The 16,751-nt window shown below is 57.7% G+C and carries 14 protein-coding genes and 1 pseudogene; 6 read left to right on the plus strand and 9 right to left on the minus strand.

Annotated features, from left to right (window positions below; all coding sequences use genetic code 11):
- Positions 1-91: 91 nt before the first annotated feature.
- Positions 92-1,051 (plus strand): MoxR family ATPase, encoded by a 960-nt coding sequence (locus VEG30_16390; GenBank protein ID HXZ81508.1) that lies wholly within the window; start codon positions 92-94, stop codon positions 1,049-1,051.
- Here VEG30_16390 and glgP read toward each other — a convergent pair.
- Positions 1,048-2,808 (minus strand): alpha-glucan family phosphorylase, encoded by a 1,761-nt coding sequence (glgP, locus tag VEG30_16395; GenBank protein HXZ81509.1) that lies wholly within the window; start codon positions 2,806-2,808, stop codon positions 1,048-1,050. The two genes, VEG30_16390 and glgP, sit on opposite strands and share 4 nt — an antisense overlap.
- 165 nt (positions 2,809-2,973) lie before the next feature.
- Between glgP and VEG30_16400 the strand changes: the two genes are divergently transcribed.
- Positions 2,974-3,450, plus strand: coding sequence for a DUF4149 domain-containing protein (locus VEG30_16400; protein ID HXZ81510.1), 477 nt, complete (start codon positions 2,974-2,976; stop codon positions 3,448-3,450).
- A gap of 46 nt (positions 3,451-3,496) precedes the next feature.
- Entirely contained in the window at positions 3,497-5,008 is a 1,512-nt protein-coding gene (gene malQ, locus VEG30_16405) for a 4-alpha-glucanotransferase (GenBank protein ID HXZ81511.1), read from the plus strand.
- 216 nt (positions 5,009-5,224) lie between these two features.
- Here the strand turns inward: malQ and VEG30_16410 are convergent, their stop codons facing one another.
- The 3 genes from VEG30_16410 to treS form a co-directional block, all read right to left on the minus strand.
- Positions 5,225-5,935, minus strand: coding sequence for a hypothetical protein (locus tag VEG30_16410; protein HXZ81512.1), 711 nt, complete (start codon positions 5,933-5,935; stop codon positions 5,225-5,227).
- A 6-nt stretch (positions 5,936-5,941) separates the two neighbouring features.
- The gene (locus VEG30_16415) at positions 5,942-7,216 is read right to left on the minus strand and encodes a hypothetical protein (GenBank protein ID HXZ81513.1); all 1,275 of its coding nucleotides are present in this window, start codon (positions 7,214-7,216) and stop codon (positions 5,942-5,944) included.
- 65 nt (positions 7,217-7,281) lie between these two features.
- Positions 7,282-8,976: a maltose alpha-D-glucosyltransferase gene (treS, locus tag VEG30_16420; protein HXZ81514.1), complete on the minus strand. Its 1,695-nt coding sequence runs from the start codon at positions 8,974-8,976 to the stop codon at positions 7,282-7,284.
- 137 nt (positions 8,977-9,113) lie between these two features.
- Between treS and VEG30_16425 the strand changes: the two genes are divergently transcribed.
- Complete coding sequence (locus tag VEG30_16425; protein HXZ81515.1) at positions 9,114-9,272, plus strand: lmo0937 family membrane protein; 159 nt, start codon at positions 9,114-9,116, stop codon at positions 9,270-9,272.
- A 259-nt stretch (positions 9,273-9,531) separates the two neighbouring features.
- Here the strand turns inward: VEG30_16425 and VEG30_16430 are convergent, their stop codons facing one another.
- Complete coding sequence (locus tag VEG30_16430) at positions 9,532-9,768, minus strand: CsbD family protein (GenBank protein HXZ81516.1); 237 nt, start codon at positions 9,766-9,768, stop codon at positions 9,532-9,534.
- A 225-nt stretch (positions 9,769-9,993) separates the two neighbouring features.
- A pseudogene (locus tag VEG30_16435) lies at positions 9,994-10,482 on the minus strand (DUF3341 domain-containing protein).
- Between the two features lie 280 nt (positions 10,483-10,762).
- On the opposite strand from VEG30_16435, the gene VEG30_16440 reads away from it, so the two are divergent.
- The gene (locus VEG30_16440; protein ID HXZ81517.1) at positions 10,763-12,184 is read left to right on the plus strand and encodes a glycosyltransferase family 39 protein; all 1,422 of its coding nucleotides are present in this window, start codon (positions 10,763-10,765) and stop codon (positions 12,182-12,184) included.
- Between the two features lie 52 nt (positions 12,185-12,236).
- Here the strand turns inward: VEG30_16440 and VEG30_16445 are convergent, their stop codons facing one another.
- Positions 12,237-12,572 (minus strand): PilZ domain-containing protein, encoded by a 336-nt coding sequence (locus VEG30_16445; protein ID HXZ81518.1) that lies wholly within the window; start codon positions 12,570-12,572, stop codon positions 12,237-12,239.
- A gap of 371 nt (positions 12,573-12,943) precedes the next feature.
- On the opposite strand from VEG30_16445, the gene VEG30_16450 reads away from it, so the two are divergent.
- Positions 12,944-15,589 carry a TonB family protein gene (locus VEG30_16450; protein ID HXZ81519.1) on the plus strand — a complete coding sequence of 882 codons (2,646 nt, stop codon included), beginning with the start codon at positions 12,944-12,946 and terminating at the stop codon, positions 15,587-15,589.
- 92 nt (positions 15,590-15,681) lie between these two features.
- On the opposite strand, the gene VEG30_16455 is transcribed toward VEG30_16450, so the two are convergent.
- Together VEG30_16455 and VEG30_16460 are read right to left on the minus strand one after the other, a co-directional pair.
- Positions 15,682-16,026: an antibiotic biosynthesis monooxygenase gene (locus VEG30_16455; GenBank protein HXZ81520.1), complete on the minus strand. Its 345-nt coding sequence runs from the start codon at positions 16,024-16,026 to the stop codon at positions 15,682-15,684.
- A gap of 212 nt (positions 16,027-16,238) precedes the next feature.
- A complete protein-coding gene (locus tag VEG30_16460; GenBank protein HXZ81521.1) occupies positions 16,239-16,370 on the minus strand; it encodes a hypothetical protein in 132 nt (43 codons plus the stop codon).
- Positions 16,371-16,751: the final 381 nt, after the last annotated feature.

Here is a 16,751-nt window from a genome sequence, read left to right on the forward strand (position 1 = left end):
GTCAGTTGCTGTTTGCTCTTTTTGGGAATCCTCGGGACCAGCACCCTGGTGTTCCGCAGGCGCTGTCGGCAATGGGTTACAATCGCCTGCGATGGGCTCATCGGTTGTTCCTCTCGCCGCGGCAAAGGCGACCAAACTGGAGTCTGCGCTTCGTTCCGTTATCCGCGGACAGGATCAAGTGATCCGTCTCGCTCTTGTCTGCCTCTTTGCCCGCGGCCATCTCCTCATCGAAGGCGTGCCCGGTGTCGGCAAAACCACCCTCGGTCATGCCATCGCGCGGGCTCTGGACTGTACCTTCCAACGTATCCAATTCACCAGCGACATGCTTCCCAGCGACGTGGTTGGCATTTCGGTTTATTCCACCGTCGAGCAGAAATTCGAATTCAAGCACGGTCCTGTTTTTACCAATGTTCTGCTGGCCGACGAAATCAACCGCACCACTCCCAAAACTCAATCCTCGCTGCTGGAAGCGATGAACGAGTCTCACGTCACCGTCGATGGTCGCTCCTACACGCTGCCCGAGCCTTTTCTGGTCATCGCCACTCAGAACCCCGTCGAGCACCACGGCACCTATCCTCTACCCGAGTCGCAGATGGACCGCTTTCTGATGCGCGTGCATATGGGCTATCCCGCCTATGAAAGTGAGAAAGAAATCTTGCGCTCCGAAGCGGGAGCGGCGCGTCTGGAAGAGCTCTGCCCTGTGCTGAGCGGGGCCGAGGTCCTCGCCATTCAGCGGGATGTCACCCGCGTGCGGGTGGACGAGTCTCTCGTTGAGTACGCGCTCGCCATGGTGAACCGCACTCGCGAGTCTGCTCTGCTTGCATTAGGAGTCTCGCCCCGTGGCTCGCTTGCTCTCTATCGCGCGGCTCAAGCTATGGCCTACGTGGATGGCCGCGATTTCACCACCCCTGAGGATTTCAAGACCCTCGCGATTCCCGTATTTGCTCATCGGGCCGTCGTGAGCGGACGTTACTCTTCTACTCTGAAGAAATCCGAGCAGGCGGAAACCGTTTTGCGCGAAATCGTGGAAAGCGTTCCCGTTCCTATCTAACGATTGCTTTCCTCCACCACTCGCTCCGGAATCGCGGATACCACCGCCGGCAGCGCTTCTTCCCGCAACAGATACGCATTGCCGACGTACTGCTGCACCATGCGCTGCGTGTTGAAGAAAGATCCGTTGAGTGCGATTGCCGAGCGCATCACGTTGGCGAAACTCTGCGGACGTCCATAGAAGGTTGGCACGATCTCGCGCTCCAGCTTGTCATAGAGCGTGGCTACCTCCACTTCCGGATCTTCCGTGATCTCGCTGCTGCCGATTGCCCAGCCCGTCACCCCTTCAATGAGTCCTTCGAACCACCATCCATCCACCACGCTGAAGCTGGGAACTCCATTCAGCGCCGCTTTCATCCCGCTCGTGCCGGAAGCCTCCTGCGGGCGGCGCGGCGTATTCAGCCAGATATCCCCTCCGCTGGTGATCTTCCCTCCCCAGTCCATGTCGTAATTTTCGACATACACCGTCTTGATCACGTCGGCCAGCGAAGCCGCGCCACCATGTACCTTGCGGATAATATTCTTGCCTCCATCATCTCTTGGATGCGCCTTCCCTCCATACACCAGCTGCAAGGGTCCCACGTTTCGCGCTATGAAGCGCAGTTTTTCCGGATTGTGAAAGATCAAGTCTCCCCGTTTGTACGTGCTGGCGCGGCGTGCGAAACCCAATGTCAAGACTGCCGGATCAAGCACCGCTCCCGTCCTCTCGCGGATAGCCAGAAACAAGTCCTTTTTGGCTTCCTCATGCGTTGTGCGGATTTCTTCCAGGGGAATGCTGATCGCGTAGCGCAGATAATTGTTGTCATACCGCCAGGCGGGAATGTAGCGGTCGAACAGCCGCCGGAACGGTTCGCTCGTCCACGTCACCGCGTGCACGCCGTTGGTGATGGCGCTGATCGTGTAGTTTGGGAACATACCCTGCGACACCTCACCATGCCGCATCGCGACTCCGTTCACATACCCGGAGAAACGTAGCGCCAGGTAGGTCATGTTCAGTGCACCTTCATGCCAGGCCTGGGCCTCATCGAGCAGTGCCACTTTGTCGGCCCCCAGGATTTGTTCCACCATTGCTCGCGGGAATTGGTCATGGCCCGCAGGTACCGGCGTATGCGTAGTGAAAATGCACATCCGGCGGACGCTGTCCATATCCACTTTCTTTACCCTTCCCGAAAAACTCTGATCCAGCCTGCGTTCCAGCAGCCCCAAAGCCAGCAGAGCCGAGTGGCCTTCGTTCATGTGATAGCCCTGAATATCAGTGTGGCCGACTTTCCTCAGCAGCTGCAGACCGCCAAAGCCAAGTATCGTCTCCTGACACAGCCGATAGTGCTCGTCCGCACCATACAGATAGTCGGTCAAGCTGCGGTCTCCAGGCGTGTTCTCTGGCAGATCTGTGTCCAGCAGATAGACAGGAACCATGTCGCCATTGATCCCCATTACCGTGAACTTCCATGCGCGCAGCGCTACCTGGCGGTCCTCGATCGACACACTGACCCGCACATCCACGGGTTGCAGCGTCTGCTCCGGGCTCCAGTTTTGCGGCTCTTCTCGCTGGTTCCCCCATTCGTCCAGACGCTGCCGGAAGTAGCCCTTGCGATACACCAGAGTCACGCCAATCATGGGCACGCCCAGATCAGCAGCAGAACGCAACGTATCGCCGGCGAGAATTCCCAGCCCCCCGCTGTATGTCGGAATTTTCGCCTCCAGGGCAATTTCCATGGAGAAATAGGCGATCGTTGGCAGTTTCATCCTTGTGGTCATCCCGTACTCCCGTACCTATGTGTACGTGCGAACGAAAACTTAATCAAGTCTCCCATCTTGCCGAAGAATCTCAAAATTCTTTGGGTCATCCTGAGCGAAGCGAAGGATCTTCTGCATTTCTTGTTCATCTAGGAGGGGCCCGCAGCTTCGGAGCATAATGTTCGCATGGCTCTGTTTCGTTTCGCTATGCTCCTCGCTCTGGTTGTTTGGATTGGCGGCATCATCTTTTTCGCCTTCATCCTCGCTCCCACCGTGTTTTCGGTTCTGCCGACGCGCCATCTTGCGGGACAAGTGGTGAACCGCTCTCTCCATCTGCTGCACTGGACCGGTATCGTCTCAGGCATAGTCTTCCTCGCCGCTTCGATGTCCTACTCCGCAACGACCCTGGGGTCGGCCCATCCTGCAGCGCTAAAACACGCCTTGGTGTATCTCATGATCGCGCTCACTGTAATCTCGCTCTTTGTCGTATCGGCAAAGATGGATGCCCTGCGCACCAGCATGGGCATTATCGACGACGTTCCCCCCAGCGATGCCCGCCGCATCGAGTTCAATCGCTTGCATCACTGGTCAACCCGCCTGGAAGGCGCGGTTCTTCTGCTCGGACTCGCCACTCTTTACCTGACCGCCCGCCAGCTCCAATGACGCACCCGCTTGCGCCACCCCGGTCGTCCGCTTTAGTGTGTGGACCGTGAAATTTCCTCGCTCGAGCGGCATCCTGCTTCACATCACATCCTTGCCAGGACCGGATGGCATCGGTGACCTCGGCCCGGCCGCCTACCACTTCGCTGATTTCCTGGCAGAGTCCAGCCAGAGCATCTGGCAGGTGTTGCCTGTAAATCCCACCGGCTACGGCGACTCTCCTTACCAGTGCTTTTCCGCATTCGCTGGGAATCCCTTGCTCATCGACTTGGCCCAACTCCAACCTCAGGGACTGCTCACTCCCTCGCCGCCTCCGCCATTTTCCTGCTACATCGATTACGGCACGGTCATCAACTACAAACTTGCGGAACTTCGCCGTGCAGCCGAGGCTTTCCTCTCCCTCCCATCGCATCCTCTGCGCGGCGACTTCGAACTCTTCTGCCGCACTCATTCTGCCTGGCTCGATGACTACGCTCTCTTCATGGCCTGCAAGGACGCTCATCACGGCGCCATGTGGTCAGAGTGGGACCCACCGCTTCGCCGGCGTGATCCGGATGCGCTCCGCCATGCACGCTCTCGCTACTCCCGCGAACTCGAGGTTTTCAAATTCTGCCAATTCATATTTTTCCGCCAATGGCAGGCGCTGAAAGCCTACTGTCAGAAACTCAAGATTCGCATCATGGGTGACATTCCCATTTACGTTGCCCATGACAGCGCCGACGTCTGGGCGCATCCGGAGCTCTTCCATCTGAACCAAAATGGCAAGCCTACTGTAGTCGCCGGCGTCCCGCCCGATTACTTCAGTGCTACCGGCCAGCTCTGGGGAAATCCCATTTATCGCTGGGATGTGCTTGCTGCCTCCGGGTACAGCTGGTGGATCGATCGCTTCCGCGCGTCGCTGCGCCTCTTCGATATCGTCCGACTTGATCACTTCCGGGGATTTGAAGCCTACTGGGAAATTCCTGGCGGCTCGCCAACCGCACAGACCGGCCGATGGGTCAAGGGACCCGGATCCGCCCTGTTTCGCGCTCTGCAGTCCGAGCTGGGCGATCTGCCGATCCTCGCAGAAAACCTTGGCGTCATCACCCCTGAGGTTGAGGCCATTCGCCACGAATTCGGCTTCCCGGGCATGAGCCTGCTCCAGTTTGCTTTCGGCACCGATCCGCAGGGGCCATCTTTCCGCCCCCACAATTATTCGCGCGACCTGGTCGCCTACACCGGTGGGCACGACAACGACACCACCGTGGGATGGTGGACCAGCTCCGGCTCCCAGGACAGCACTCGCAGCTCCGACGATGTGCGCCGCGAGCGCGAATTCGCCAAAGCCTATCTTGGGTTCGATACTCAGCCGGTCAATTGGGTCTTCATCCGTGCCGTCCTCGCGTCAGTGGCCGGGATTGGAATGATTCCTCTGCAGGATGTCCTCGCTCTGGGTAGCGAGGCTCGCATGAATTTGCCCGGATCGCTTAGCGGAAACTGGAGATGGCGCTATCAGGCAGGAGATCTTACCAGTGAGCTGAGCCATCGCCTCAAAGTTCTTAGCGCCACCTACGATCGCTGAGTGGGCACTCCGCAATCAGCGCTCAGACGGTTTTGTCATCACGAGCGGGCGAAAGCCCGCGAGGGATCAGCAATTCTGCAATTTCCGGATGAACCTCCGACAGACAATGGAAGGCCAATTAGCGGGTGCCCCATCCTAGCCTGCCGTTGGCTAGGGTCGGCGGTCGAAGTGCAGCTTCGGCTATATTGGCCCATGCTGATTACTGACTGCCGAGTGCTATAGCGGCGACAGCTCGTCTTCTTTCTCTTCCTTCTCCTTCTGGGCGGTCCCAAACCGTCGTTCCAGGAACTCTCGCGCCAGATCCTTTCCGCCCAAACCGAAGGCAATCGCCAGTCCCAGCATCAGCGCTCCGAACACAATCCCGAATGCTGTCAGAATCGTTACATCCGCGACTCCCAGCTCTTCAAACGCCATTGCCAGCGTCAGGATCACCAGCATGCTGCGGATCGAGAGCCCAACCAGCCGTGGTGATCGCACGTTGGCATTCACCGCTGCCAGTAGCGCCGCGCGCGAAAAGAAGCTCGCCGCTGCCAGGCCCAGAAACAGAATCACCAGTGCCACCAGCAGCCGCGGCAGCAACTGGAAGAATCTGGCAACGTAGTCCTCCAGGCCTACGATGCCCAGAACATTCACTCCCAGCAGAATGAAACCCAGCCACGCCACCCAGAAAACAAATCGGGCCAGCAGCTCACTCGAAGACGGCAACGCCGCCTGATGCAGGAACTGCGTCGCTCCTGCGCTCTCCGAGAGGCGGTCGAACTTGGCCAGCCTCAGAATGGCCCTTAGAATCGATCGCAACAGCGCTGCAATCGCCCAGCCCACGAATGCGATGATGATCATCACCAGCAATCTGGGCAGCAGGTGGGCAAATCCACGGGCGATTTCCTGCCAGGCTTGCGTCAGCTCATTCACTACCAGATCTCGCATGGCTACTCACTTCCCGCCGTTCCAGCGTTCCAAAAGGTACGGCTTTTGCCGCTCAAATTCGCGGCACACGACTTCGATGTTCTTCTCCACCTGTTCCGCCGACGCGTTGCGGTTTTCCATCATGAACGTACACATTCTTCCCCGGTACAGTGGAACCAGGGCCTGGATGATGTGATCCCGGTTCATCACCGCCTTGTGATAGGAAGCCGCAAATTCATAAACCGTTCTTGCCCACAACCCCTCTGGATAGCAGAATTCGTCTTCCTGAGCCTTTGCCAGCCGCTGCAGGTCAGCCATCGTGCTGTCGGAAAGAATGGACCGTAAAACCGAGTCCAGTTCAACCACGCCTGAGCTGAACATATCCCGCAAGCTCTTGCGGTTGACCCGTACTGGTTCCAGCGTGACCTCGTATTCCTTGCCTAGTGTCGGCACTGGCTGCACCTCGGAGTTGTTGCTCCACGCGGAATACCTGGCCTCCAGCGACCAATACAGCGCGCCCACGGTCTGCCGCATCGCCCCCACCAGGTCGCTCGAGCGTCGATCCGCTAGAACCTTGGTTCCCAGGAAAGCCTGGCAGATGCGGTAGCCGCCGGTGATCGCGCTCAGGCTCAATGAGATTTCCGCTCCGCTCCGCCCCACTTCGTGCTGCCACACTTCTTCTCCCAGGAACTGCCCTCCCAGCCGGCCTGAAAATCCGAATTCCGACGCATACGGCTCGCGCAGATCGCGAGCATATAACGCTCGCGTCATCGGATACACCAAATTGGTCAGCAATACACCTTCGTACTTATGCCGGCGATAGGTAGGCGCGACAAAATCGTAATTTTCGCTATAAATCGGCCGCAGCAGCCGCTCTATCCACTCCGGCTGTGCGTTGGTCGATTCCGGCGAAATCACCGCGCATGCCTTAGCCCGCAGCAGATCCGCCGCCGCCAGGATCGTGCGCAGCGCGGTTCCCGTCGACGGTGTGTGCGAATACTGAGTGCTGATCGAGTGCAATGTGCGCAACGTATACAGGTTAGCGACGTGGCGTACGTCGCTGATCGATGCCTCTGCCACTCGCTCGCGCGTCCCATCGTTGGATCCGCCATCGGGATTAATGATCGCCGCTCGCTCGCGCGGAAAGCTCTTCAGCAATCCCGCTACAATCGCTTGCGTGACCGGCACCACCGTCTTGACGTTGTTGTACGTAGGAAGGCCTACCAGGATGTCCACCTCGCCTACATTCATCAGCTGGCGAACTAGATCATCGGTAAGTACGCTCTCCTCCACCCGCTTCACTCTCCACGAAAATTACAGCCTCGCCTGAAACGATCGCTGAGAATTGACGAACCGCACCAGTGCTCTCACAACCGCCGCAGGCGGAACCAATAGAACTGATAGGGGCCCATAGTCAAAAGATATGGCAGCTCACCAATACGGGGAAAAATGTTTCTTCCGAACATCTCGATCAAAATGCTCCCCTTGTACCGCCGCAGATCCAGTTCCACGGCTTGTGCCGAGCTCGACAGGTTGTTTACCACCAGCACCGTGTCGTTGCCCAACTGCCGCACGTAGGCCAGCACCCGGTGGTTGGCCGGATATAGAAACTCAATCGATCCCCGCCCGAATACCTGCGAAGAGCGTCGCACTTTTATGATCCGTTGCGTCCAGGAGAGCAGCGAATGCTCCGACCGCTTCTGCGATTCCACGTTCACGGCCTGGTAACCGTAAACGGGATTCAAAATCAACGGGGAGTAGAGACTCTCCGGATCCGCGGCGGAAAAGCCCGCGTTCCACCCTCCATTCCACTGCATTGGCGTACGCACACCATTACGGTCGCCGAGATAGATGTTGTCACCCATCCCGATTTCGTCACCGTAGTAGATAATTGGCGTCCCCGGCATCGACAACAGCATGCCATTCATCAGTTCGATGCGGCGGCGATCGTTCTCCAGCAGCGGCGCCAAACGCCGCCGGATCCCCAGGTTCAGCCGCATCGTCTTGTCGCGCGCATACACGTCGTACATATAGTCGCGCTCGATGTCAGTCACCATCTCCAGAGTCAGTTCATCATGATTGCGGAGAAACAACGCCCATTGGCAGGAGGAGGGAATGGCCGGCGTCTGCTGCAGAATTTCGCTGATCGGCTTGCGGTCTTCCAGCTTCAGCCCCATGAACATTCGCGGCATCAGCGGGAAATGGAAGGCCATGTGAAACTCTTCCCCTTCGGCAAAGTACGCTCGCAGATCGGCGGGCCACTGGTTGGCCTCTGCCAGCAGCATTCTTCCCGGATATTCTTTGTCCAGCCTCGCACGAAACTCGCGAATCACGGCGTGAGTTTCGGGCAAGTTCTCGCAGCTGGTCCCTTCGCGCTCCACCAGATACGGAACTGCGTCCAACCGGAAACCGTCTACACCGATCTCCAGCCAGAACTTCATCACGTTCCACATTTCTTCTCGAACTGCGGGATTGTCGTAGTTCAGGTCAGGCTGGTGACTGAAAAAGCGATGCCAGTAATACTGCTTGGAGATCGTATCCCACGCCCAGTTCGACATCTCCGTGTCGAGAAAAATGATCCGCACCCCGCGATACTTGGTATCGGTGTCGTTCCACACATACCAATCTCGTTTGGGGTTGTCGCGCGAGCTGCGAGATTCCAGAAACCACGGGTGCTGATCCGAGGTGTGGTTCAGCACCATCTCGATAAGCACCCGCATCCCGCGTTCATGCGCACCGGTCAGGAAGCTCTTGAAATCATCCAGCGTTCCATAACTCGGGTGAACCGATTGGTAGTCGGAGATGTCATAACCATCGTCCCGCAGCGGTGAAGGGAAAAAGGGCATCAACCAGATGGCTGTTATCCCCACGTTCTGTAGGTAGTCCAACCTTTGTGCCAGTCCCCGAAAATCGCCAATTCCATCGGCATTGCTGTCGCAGAACGTGCGCACGTGAACCTGGTAAATAATCGCATCCTTGTACCAAAGTGCATCCGGCTGGACCTGCAATGCACTTCCTGCGCCTTTGGATCCCGTCACTGTTCTTGGAGGGGTTTCCAGCATTTGACATCCCCGGCCGAGGGCGGCGTGCCAGTCTCTTCCATAAGTCCGCCGCCCGACCCTGCTCACAACAATATAAACTCCCCAGGTGGCAACCTGCAGCCATCGCCCTCATCCAACCTCACGCTACTGGGGGGACTATGAGCATCTTCACCATTCTGTTCATTGTTTTGATTTTGGCTTGGCTTTTCGGGTTCGGCGTGTTCCACGTCGCCGGTGGGTTGATTCACATCCTGCTGATCCTTGCGGTGATCTCTCTAATCCTGCACTTTGTTCGGGGAACTGCCAGGACGGTTTAGAAGACCGTTCGGCAGGCCCGCAGGCGCGAACGGCTTGCCCCAGCGCTGCTGAACATCGCTCTTCGCACTTTGATCCGAATTTTGAGCGTTTTCGGAATTCTGAGAATTTGTCTGTCGTCCCCAGGCTGCCAGCGCCAAAAACAACACAAGAACAGCTATGGCCTTACTCATTTAAGCTTCCCTATCCTGTTTGGTTGCCAGAAGTCACAATCCGCTACTACCCTTCCGGTAGTAGCGGATCGCGAGTTTCAAGGTTGGACTACCCTACTCTGTGTCGTTCTACGTCGGTTTCAGGCACGCGTCCGGCAGGCACCTTCCAATCGCTCACCTGACGCTCCGCCTCCGCTCGCGTAATCCCGTACCTCTCCTGGATTTTCCCAATCAGTTGGTCTTTCTTTCCGGCAATCACATCAAGGTCATCATTGGTGAGCTTGCCCCATTTTTCCTTCACAGCGCCTTTCATTTGCTTCCACTTACCTTCCATCTGGTCCCACATTCCACTTCTCCCTTCGTTGTATTCTTGTGGCGCGGTCGTGCTCTCGTACTCGGTCGCATCGCTATATCCCGCAGATGGGTCCGAAGCTACATATGCCGGGCCGGGATAGACTCGTTCTTCCCGCACCGGGCCTTCAGCGTCTTCAACCTCCTCAACAGGTTCCGGGTAAGGCCGGTCAGAAGTGGCGAAGTCCGCCGAACTCTCTCCACTGGAAGAGATGTCTTCTGCTCCCGTCGATTCCAGGACCTCTTTCGCGCGCTTTGTCCAGTCGGAATCATCGCAATGCACCGAAAGTAGAATCCCTCCCTTTCGAATGCGCCCCTCGTAACGCTTCGCCTCAAACTCGGGGATGCCCATGCCTACCAGCGCTCCTGCAATCCCTCCCGCCGCTCCTACTGCTCCGATTCCAGCCAGTGCGGCCAGGACCGGGCCCGCCGCCATAAATGGGCCCACTCCCGGAATGGCGAGGGCTCCAATTCCAGCCAGCCATCCCAAAGCACCGCCCACTACGGCGCCAGTGGCAGCTCCAGCGGTGGCTCCTTCCGGCGCTTTGCTTGCCTTCGTGGTGGCCAATTCTTTCGACCCAAGATTCTCAGGCAGCAGCACCGATACGTCCTCGTAGCGGTAGCCTGCTGTCCTCAGCTTTTCTAAAGCCCCGTCCAAATGCAGTCTGTCTTCGTAAATTCCGAATACGGCTGTATTCTTTCCTGCCATTCCTCCCCCTTGGTTGCCTGCACTACCAATCCCTGACTGTTCCGATACCTACTTTCTCGACCTCAGCCAGTCTAGGTTTGGCAAAGCTGTGCAGCCATCCGGCAATGCCCCTAGTTCGAATGAAAAACCCATTAGTATTTGCTGCAAGCGCGGGGATGGAGTCGCGTTTGTCAGAGTTCTCATCCCGGATCTGTACCTAATTTGCTTAGACAGGACACGCGTGCTCGTGCAGGACGCGATTCCACACTTCATGTTCAGAGTTTGCAGGTATCCTGCTGACGTGTCAGCCCGAGTTCGGAAGTATGTTGAGCTAGTATTCGCGTCTGTCGTCCTGATCTGCGCTCTCGTCAATCTCTTCGGTTCCGTTGCGCGAGCGCGCGTCTCGTATCAGCTCAACTATGAAGAAGGCAACATCCTCAACACCGCCGACCGTATTCTCCAGGGCCTTTCTCCCTATCCCGATCCTCACGGATGGCCGAGTGTCATCAATCCTTACGGTCCTATTCCCTACTATCTCGTTTCTGCGGTCGTGCGGATCTGGGGTCTTTCCTTTTTCCCTTCCCGGCTGTTGATCGTACTTTGTACTTGCCTGATCGCGATTGTGATCGCTGCCCTGGTACGGCGCTGGGGAGGCTCATGGCTGGCAGGAATAGCTTTTGCCGCCCTTTACCTCTGCGACCCGGTAGTACAAGACTGGACTGGCTTGTTGCGTGTCGACTTGATTGCCTTGCTATTCACTTTGGCGGGCTTGTTTGTCTTCGCCACTCAACCGCGGCGGTGGTGGCCGTCCGCCTTGCTTTTTGTTGCCGCCCTCTTCTGCAAATACACCATGCTCGCCGCCCCTGCCGCCTGCGTAACCTGGCTTCTGTTTCAACACGACTGGCGCGGCGCTTTGCGCGCCGTGGTATTCGCCTCTGTTCTCTCCGTAGCTGCTTTCGCTGTGATTCAGTGGGCCACGCACAGTTGGTTCGCTTTCTACATGTTCCACACCCACCCTGATCCCTTCCTCCTGCGCCAATACCTTGACGGCATCGCCGATGCGGCAAAAGGAAATGCGTTGCTCCTCGTGCTTTGCGCCGTGCTTCTCGTGCACGACTTGCGTCTACGGAGACCCTCGGTGCCGCTGCTCTATCTGTTGTTTTCTGTAATTGGCGCAGTCACGATGGGAAAGGCTGGCTCTGACACCAATCACCTGCTGGAATTGACCGCTGCCACTTGTCTGGCAGCCGGTGCCGTCTGGAGTGTGCTCTGGGAGATTCCAGCACCCAAACCGCGCTGGGCAGCCACTGCGCTGGCGTTGCTGCTCGCCATTCTAGCCATTCGTCATGCCACCGAAGTGGGATTCGAGGGACCTTACCCGGGCTGCGAGCCCGCGTACGCCTTCGTGCGCGCGCATCCCGGTAAGAATTTTCTGTCTGAGAACCTCGGGGCCGTCGTGATGGCTCATCACCCACTCTTGATTTCCAACCCCTTCGTCTACACGCAGCTTGTTGAATACGGCGGCTGGTCCGACCAGTCTCTTCAGCAGCAAATCCGCGATCCCTATTACGACCTGATCATCATGAATACGGAACCTGCGCAGGAGTGGTCGGACGAAGTGATCGCAGCCTTGCGCGAGCATTACGTCCCGGTGGCACACTTCAACTGTGAATTAGCGGAACAGATGTGGGAGCCGATGCGTCCAGTCGAGAAGCGCCCTTGACCATCTGGCCATCCGGCCTCAGGTTCAAGTTGGCTCTGGAATCCGGCCAGCCTCAGCTTGTCCGCATGCCGCGAAGCAGATCGCTCAACCGGTGATGGTCTTCATCTTCCAAGGCGACAAACCGAAACCCTTGGGCGGTGGCTTTGCGATCGGGCCGCAGAAACTCGACTAACCCGCGGATCGGGCCATCGGCGCTATCCAGCACTACTTCGCCAAAACTGCCGTTTCCGATCGGCTTGCCAATTTCGACCAGGCCGCCAGTCAGGGATACCTTCAGCAGCATTCCTTGCATGCGCTTGCCTTCCACTGCCAGACGTACCGGTTTGGGATGTGAAAGATGGACGCGGGGAGCCCGCACTTGGCCATGGGGATTGGGGAAATTAGCCATGGCATAGCCTCCCACTCTCGGCCCTGTTCACCAAGATGCCACGTGGCACTGCCCAATGGTACACATCTCCCGCTTCCCATTCTTGGCCATTTTCCTGGTCTGGCATCCGTCCGGCGCTCATCCTCTCCTGCCGTTTCGTACATGTACTGGCGTACTGGCGAGAAAACACTTTGGTAACACTCCCTTCTCGGCCCCTGTGAGTAAAGTGTTCTGCACCAGCAGTCACACAGACGGCCAGCAAGCGCTTCCCGTCAGACCCTCACAGTCAGACCCTCAGTTCGGCCAGAACCAGCCGCTGGCCTCCCCGGACATCTCCCGGAGCAAGGCGTCAGCGCTGGCAGCTCATTTGAAATACGAGGCTCGCGTCAACCATGCCAGAAACAGCGCCGGAAAAAATGGAAACCGTCTCTTACGCGCAGCAGCGCAACAGTCAGCGCCGGGAAAAAATTGTCGATCAACACTTGATCAAAGCCAAAATGGGCGGAGCCGGGGAGGCCCTGGTCATTGACCTCAGCGAAACCGGAATGGGAGTTCAACTCATGATTCCCATTCAGCCCGGCAGTAAGCTTACCGTCGATTTCGAACTACCCGGCAACGCTGGCCACGTCCGCGCTGATGCCCAGGTGGTTTGGTCCAATGCCGCCCGCCGCGCCGGCATTCGCTTCTTGCGGATGTCCGATCCCACTCGTGATCGCCTCAAGCGTTGGCTTGACCCCCTCCGCGCTTCTGCCGCCAGCAAGAGCGCAGGCGAGGGTAGCGCGGCTGCCCCTACCCGCGAATTTTCTGACCTGCTCGAGCACATCCAACAACATAAACTTGATGTGAACTCCGGCCTGGCCTTGGTCCTGGAGCGCGCCTCTCAGATCACCGGTGCTACTGGAGCGGCCATCGCTACCGGAACGCCAAACGCGGCCATATGCCGCGCCAGCCTCGGGGATGCTCCGGAGGTCGGCTCTCCCATTCGCTCCACCTCCGGTCTCACCTCTGATTGTTTCCGCACTCGTCAGACTCTGCGCTGCGATGATGCGCAAAACGACCGTCGCCTTGACCCGCAAGTTTGCCGCCAACTGAACCTGCGTTCCGCAGTGTTGGTGCCTCTGTTCTCCGACGACCACGGCCAGAATCTGGCTGGCGTGCTCGAAGTCTTCTCCTCCAAAGCCAAGGCTTTTTCCGATGAACACATGGCCAAGCTGGAGACCCTGGCAGAAATAGCATCCTCTGTGGCCTTCGGCATAACCCGCCCATCAGATTCCAAGGCGGCCTCAAATGCCGGCAGCACCGTGGAACTCGATCTCACTGATGCTTTGCAATCCGCGTCTGCCGGCAATGGCGGTAGCAATCCCACGGCATCTGTAACTCTCATCAGCGAAGAGGAATTGGAAAAGCTGCTTAATCCTTTTATCTCCGGCTTGGAGCTCTCTGCGGTGGCCCCACAATCTGCTTCCGCCTCGCAGGCTCCACGTCCGGAGGATCTCGGCGATGATCCCCTCGCGCTGGAACAACTAAAGTCACCCGCCAGCAGCAAGCCCGCACCCCCTGCGCCGCCATCACCGCCGGTTACTGCGCGGGTCAATCCGGTTGAAATCCCCAACAAGGCCGCTGAATCTGCTGTCCTGACACTAAGGCCCGAGCCGGAGATTAAGCCGCAAGCTTTGAAACCCGAACCAAAGGTGCAGGAAGCAACGAAGAAGCCAGAATTCTCTGCTCCGCCTCCCAGACCGGTCGCTTCCAGCACACTCAACCGCGACTCCAAACCTGCTTTCGATCCCCGCACGGTTGTGGCTGCCAGGTCTGCGACTCTCTCCGGAAACAACCGTGAAATCACTTCATCGGTCTTCCCCAAGACTGCCCCGGTCAAAGCTCCAGTTCCTATCAAGCCAGCAGCTCCGGTCACTGGATCGGGGAAAGATCAGGACAAAACCAAAGAGCAAGATAAAACCAAAGACCTCGCAACTCTCGAGTTCAAACCCTTCGAACCCGTCAAGCGCGAAGAAGCAATCGTCCCCGTTGCCGAGGGAATGGCGATCACTCCGCCCCTTGCCACTTCAAACAAGTCGGTGGCCGAGTTCTCCTGGACGCCCTCATTGGCTTCTGAGACTTCCGGCCAAAGTCCAATTCGTTGGTTCGCTGGCGCCGCTGTACTGATTGTGGTCGCCGGAACGGCCTGGTTCTTTGCCGGCCGAGCCGCTAAGCCCGCTGCCCAACCCGAGGCTCGTGCTGTTCTGGGACCACCCATGACTCCTCCGGAAATTCCGGCGCCCACTCCCCAATCCACCACTCCTGCGCCAACGACAGCCGCGCAGTCGGCTGCGCCAACCGGAGCATCCTCATCCCCGCTGCCAACTGCTCACAGCACGCCGAATTCTGCGCCGCCCTCTGCGCCCTCCAGTTCCGCTCAACCTAAGTCTTCAGCGCGCGTGGTAACTTCGGAGCTGAACCAACCCACTCCGGCCGCGACCCAAACATCGTCAAATACAACTCCGGCGCTCAAGACAGCACCGGCCGCAACTGCCAAAACCCCCGCAGCTGTTCCGGAGGCTGCCAGCGCCATGTTGCGCGATGCCGAACCCGCTCAGACTTCCGTGACACGCCCCATTCATGTTCCCAGTAACAAGCCTGCGGTTTCTGCTTCGGAAGCATCACCTGCGGTCGCACCAGAGCCCGTTCCGCAAAGCAATGCCATCGCATCCTTGACCCTGCCTTCCATGGCCGCCCAACCTTCTTTGGCAAAGCCACGCCAATCAGAAGGCCTGACCGGGGGTGCAATCATTTACAGAATCGAGCCCAGGTATCCGGCAATGGCGAAGGCCAGCAAACTGGAAGGGGAGGTCGTACTCACTGCTTCGGTGAGCGCCAGTGGCAAGGTGGAAAAGGTATCGCGAGTCAGTGGGAATCCCGTGCTGGCAGACGCTGCCATCGAGGCTGTGAAGCAGTGGCGCTACGAACCCTTTAAACTGAATGGTGTACCGACGGCTAGTGACACGACCGTACGTGTGAAATTCTCACGGCCACAGTAGAGCCATTGCACACGGCCCACATCCAGGATAGTTGGAATCAAACCCGAAGCCAGCGACCCAGACAAAAGACTTCGCTCTCTGCGACCGCGTTCCTAAGCGGCAGCCGGACTCTGTCTCTCCCGGTTGGCCACAGCCGGTTGTCCAGCTGCGGTGAGGCAAAGATCAAACATCTTGACCACCGGGTCGGTCTCTAACAACGGCTGCAATACCAGAGCCACCCGGGGGAACAAGCGCCGTTCATAGCGCTTTGCGTCCGATTCCGCTTTCCATAGCGAGATCGCCACCGCCACTCGATGCTCTCTCTCCAGTTGCATCACCAGACAATCCACAAAACCTGGCTGTGTGCTCAGCAGCGGGATCACGACGGTCTTCACCAGCCGGCAAAATTCTTCCGCCCTGCCAGGTTGCACGATCATCTCTGTCACTCGCGCGACCATAGACACCTCGCTCCTCTGTTTCTACTGAGTGATCCGATTGTTCGGTGGCGCTGGTTTCAGGCGTGGCGCGAACGACTGGAATGATTTGTTGCCGACATTCTGCTCCCAGCTTTGGGAATGTCAAGCACTAAAGCACCAAATGAGTTGCAATCGGGGACCCTTGAGATTGCTGTTTGCAGCAAATGGCGGATTAATAGCGGCTGATTGCCAGCTTAATCGCTGACCTTGACGGTGAACCCCCACAGCTTTAGCAATGCGGGCGGAACGTATTTTTGATCTTTATTAATGCGCACCCATTCCTTCAGCTCCCGCGAATCCTTAAGCTCTTCCGGCGAAAGTTTCAAGGTTTTTACAACCTGCTCGAATGTACTTAAGCCAGCTGTCGTCCTGCCCTGAGGCTTTCCCCAATTCGGATTTCCACGACGTTTGATCAAGCCTGCCTTCCTTCGCCAAAGCCTCCTTGCGCTTCGACCTGAAGATTCTACAAACTAGCCCTCTAGCTTACCAGCTAATCTTAATCCGACCGTCTCAGCCTCTTATTCTTTGTCCCGATCTGCGCCCCTTCTGGCACAAACCCGAGAATCCTTGTGCTCGCGCGAGCTTATCTCCACACTCGAAGCTCCAGCAATCCGGCACCTACTGTAGCGCGGCTTCGCAGAAATCCCTAGATAGCTAGGGGGCAATCGTGTAAGAAGAGATCTTTTCTTCGACTTGGGAATTTCCAA

It is taken from the genome of Terriglobales bacterium (assembly GCA_035624455.1).
Lineage (GTDB): Bacteria > Acidobacteriota > Terriglobia > Terriglobales > Acidobacteriaceae > DASPRM01.

What these genes read in the sequence shown, in the direction of transcription:
- VEG30_16390 (HXZ81508.1), top strand. Translation starts at nt 92, where the DNA reads ATGGGCTCATCGGTTGTTCCTCTCGCCGCGGCAAAGGCGACCAAACTG.
- glgP (HXZ81509.1), bottom strand. Translation starts at nt 2,808, where the DNA reads ATGACCACAAGGATGAAACTGCCAACGATCGCCTATTTCTCCATGGAA.
- VEG30_16400 (HXZ81510.1), top strand. Translation starts at nt 2,974, where the DNA reads ATGGCTCTGTTTCGTTTCGCTATGCTCCTCGCTCTGGTTGTTTGGATT.
- VEG30_16410 (HXZ81512.1), bottom strand. Translation starts at nt 5,935, where the DNA reads ATGCGAGATCTGGTAGTGAATGAGCTGACGCAAGCCTGGCAGGAAATC.
- treS (HXZ81514.1), bottom strand. Translation starts at nt 8,976, where the DNA reads ATGCTGGAAACCCCTCCAAGAACAGTGACGGGATCCAAAGGCGCAGGA.
- VEG30_16425 (HXZ81515.1), top strand. Translation starts at nt 9,114, where the DNA reads ATGAGCATCTTCACCATTCTGTTCATTGTTTTGATTTTGGCTTGGCTT.
- VEG30_16430 (HXZ81516.1), bottom strand. Translation starts at nt 9,768, where the DNA reads ATGTGGGACCAGATGGAAGGTAAGTGGAAGCAAATGAAAGGCGCTGTG.
- VEG30_16445 (HXZ81518.1), bottom strand. Translation starts at nt 12,572, where the DNA reads ATGGCTAATTTCCCCAATCCCCATGGCCAAGTGCGGGCTCCCCGCGTC.
- VEG30_16450 (HXZ81519.1), top strand. Translation starts at nt 12,944, where the DNA reads ATGCCAGAAACAGCGCCGGAAAAAATGGAAACCGTCTCTTACGCGCAG.
- VEG30_16455 (HXZ81520.1), bottom strand. Translation starts at nt 16,026, where the DNA reads ATGGTCGCGCGAGTGACAGAGATGATCGTGCAACCTGGCAGGGCGGAA.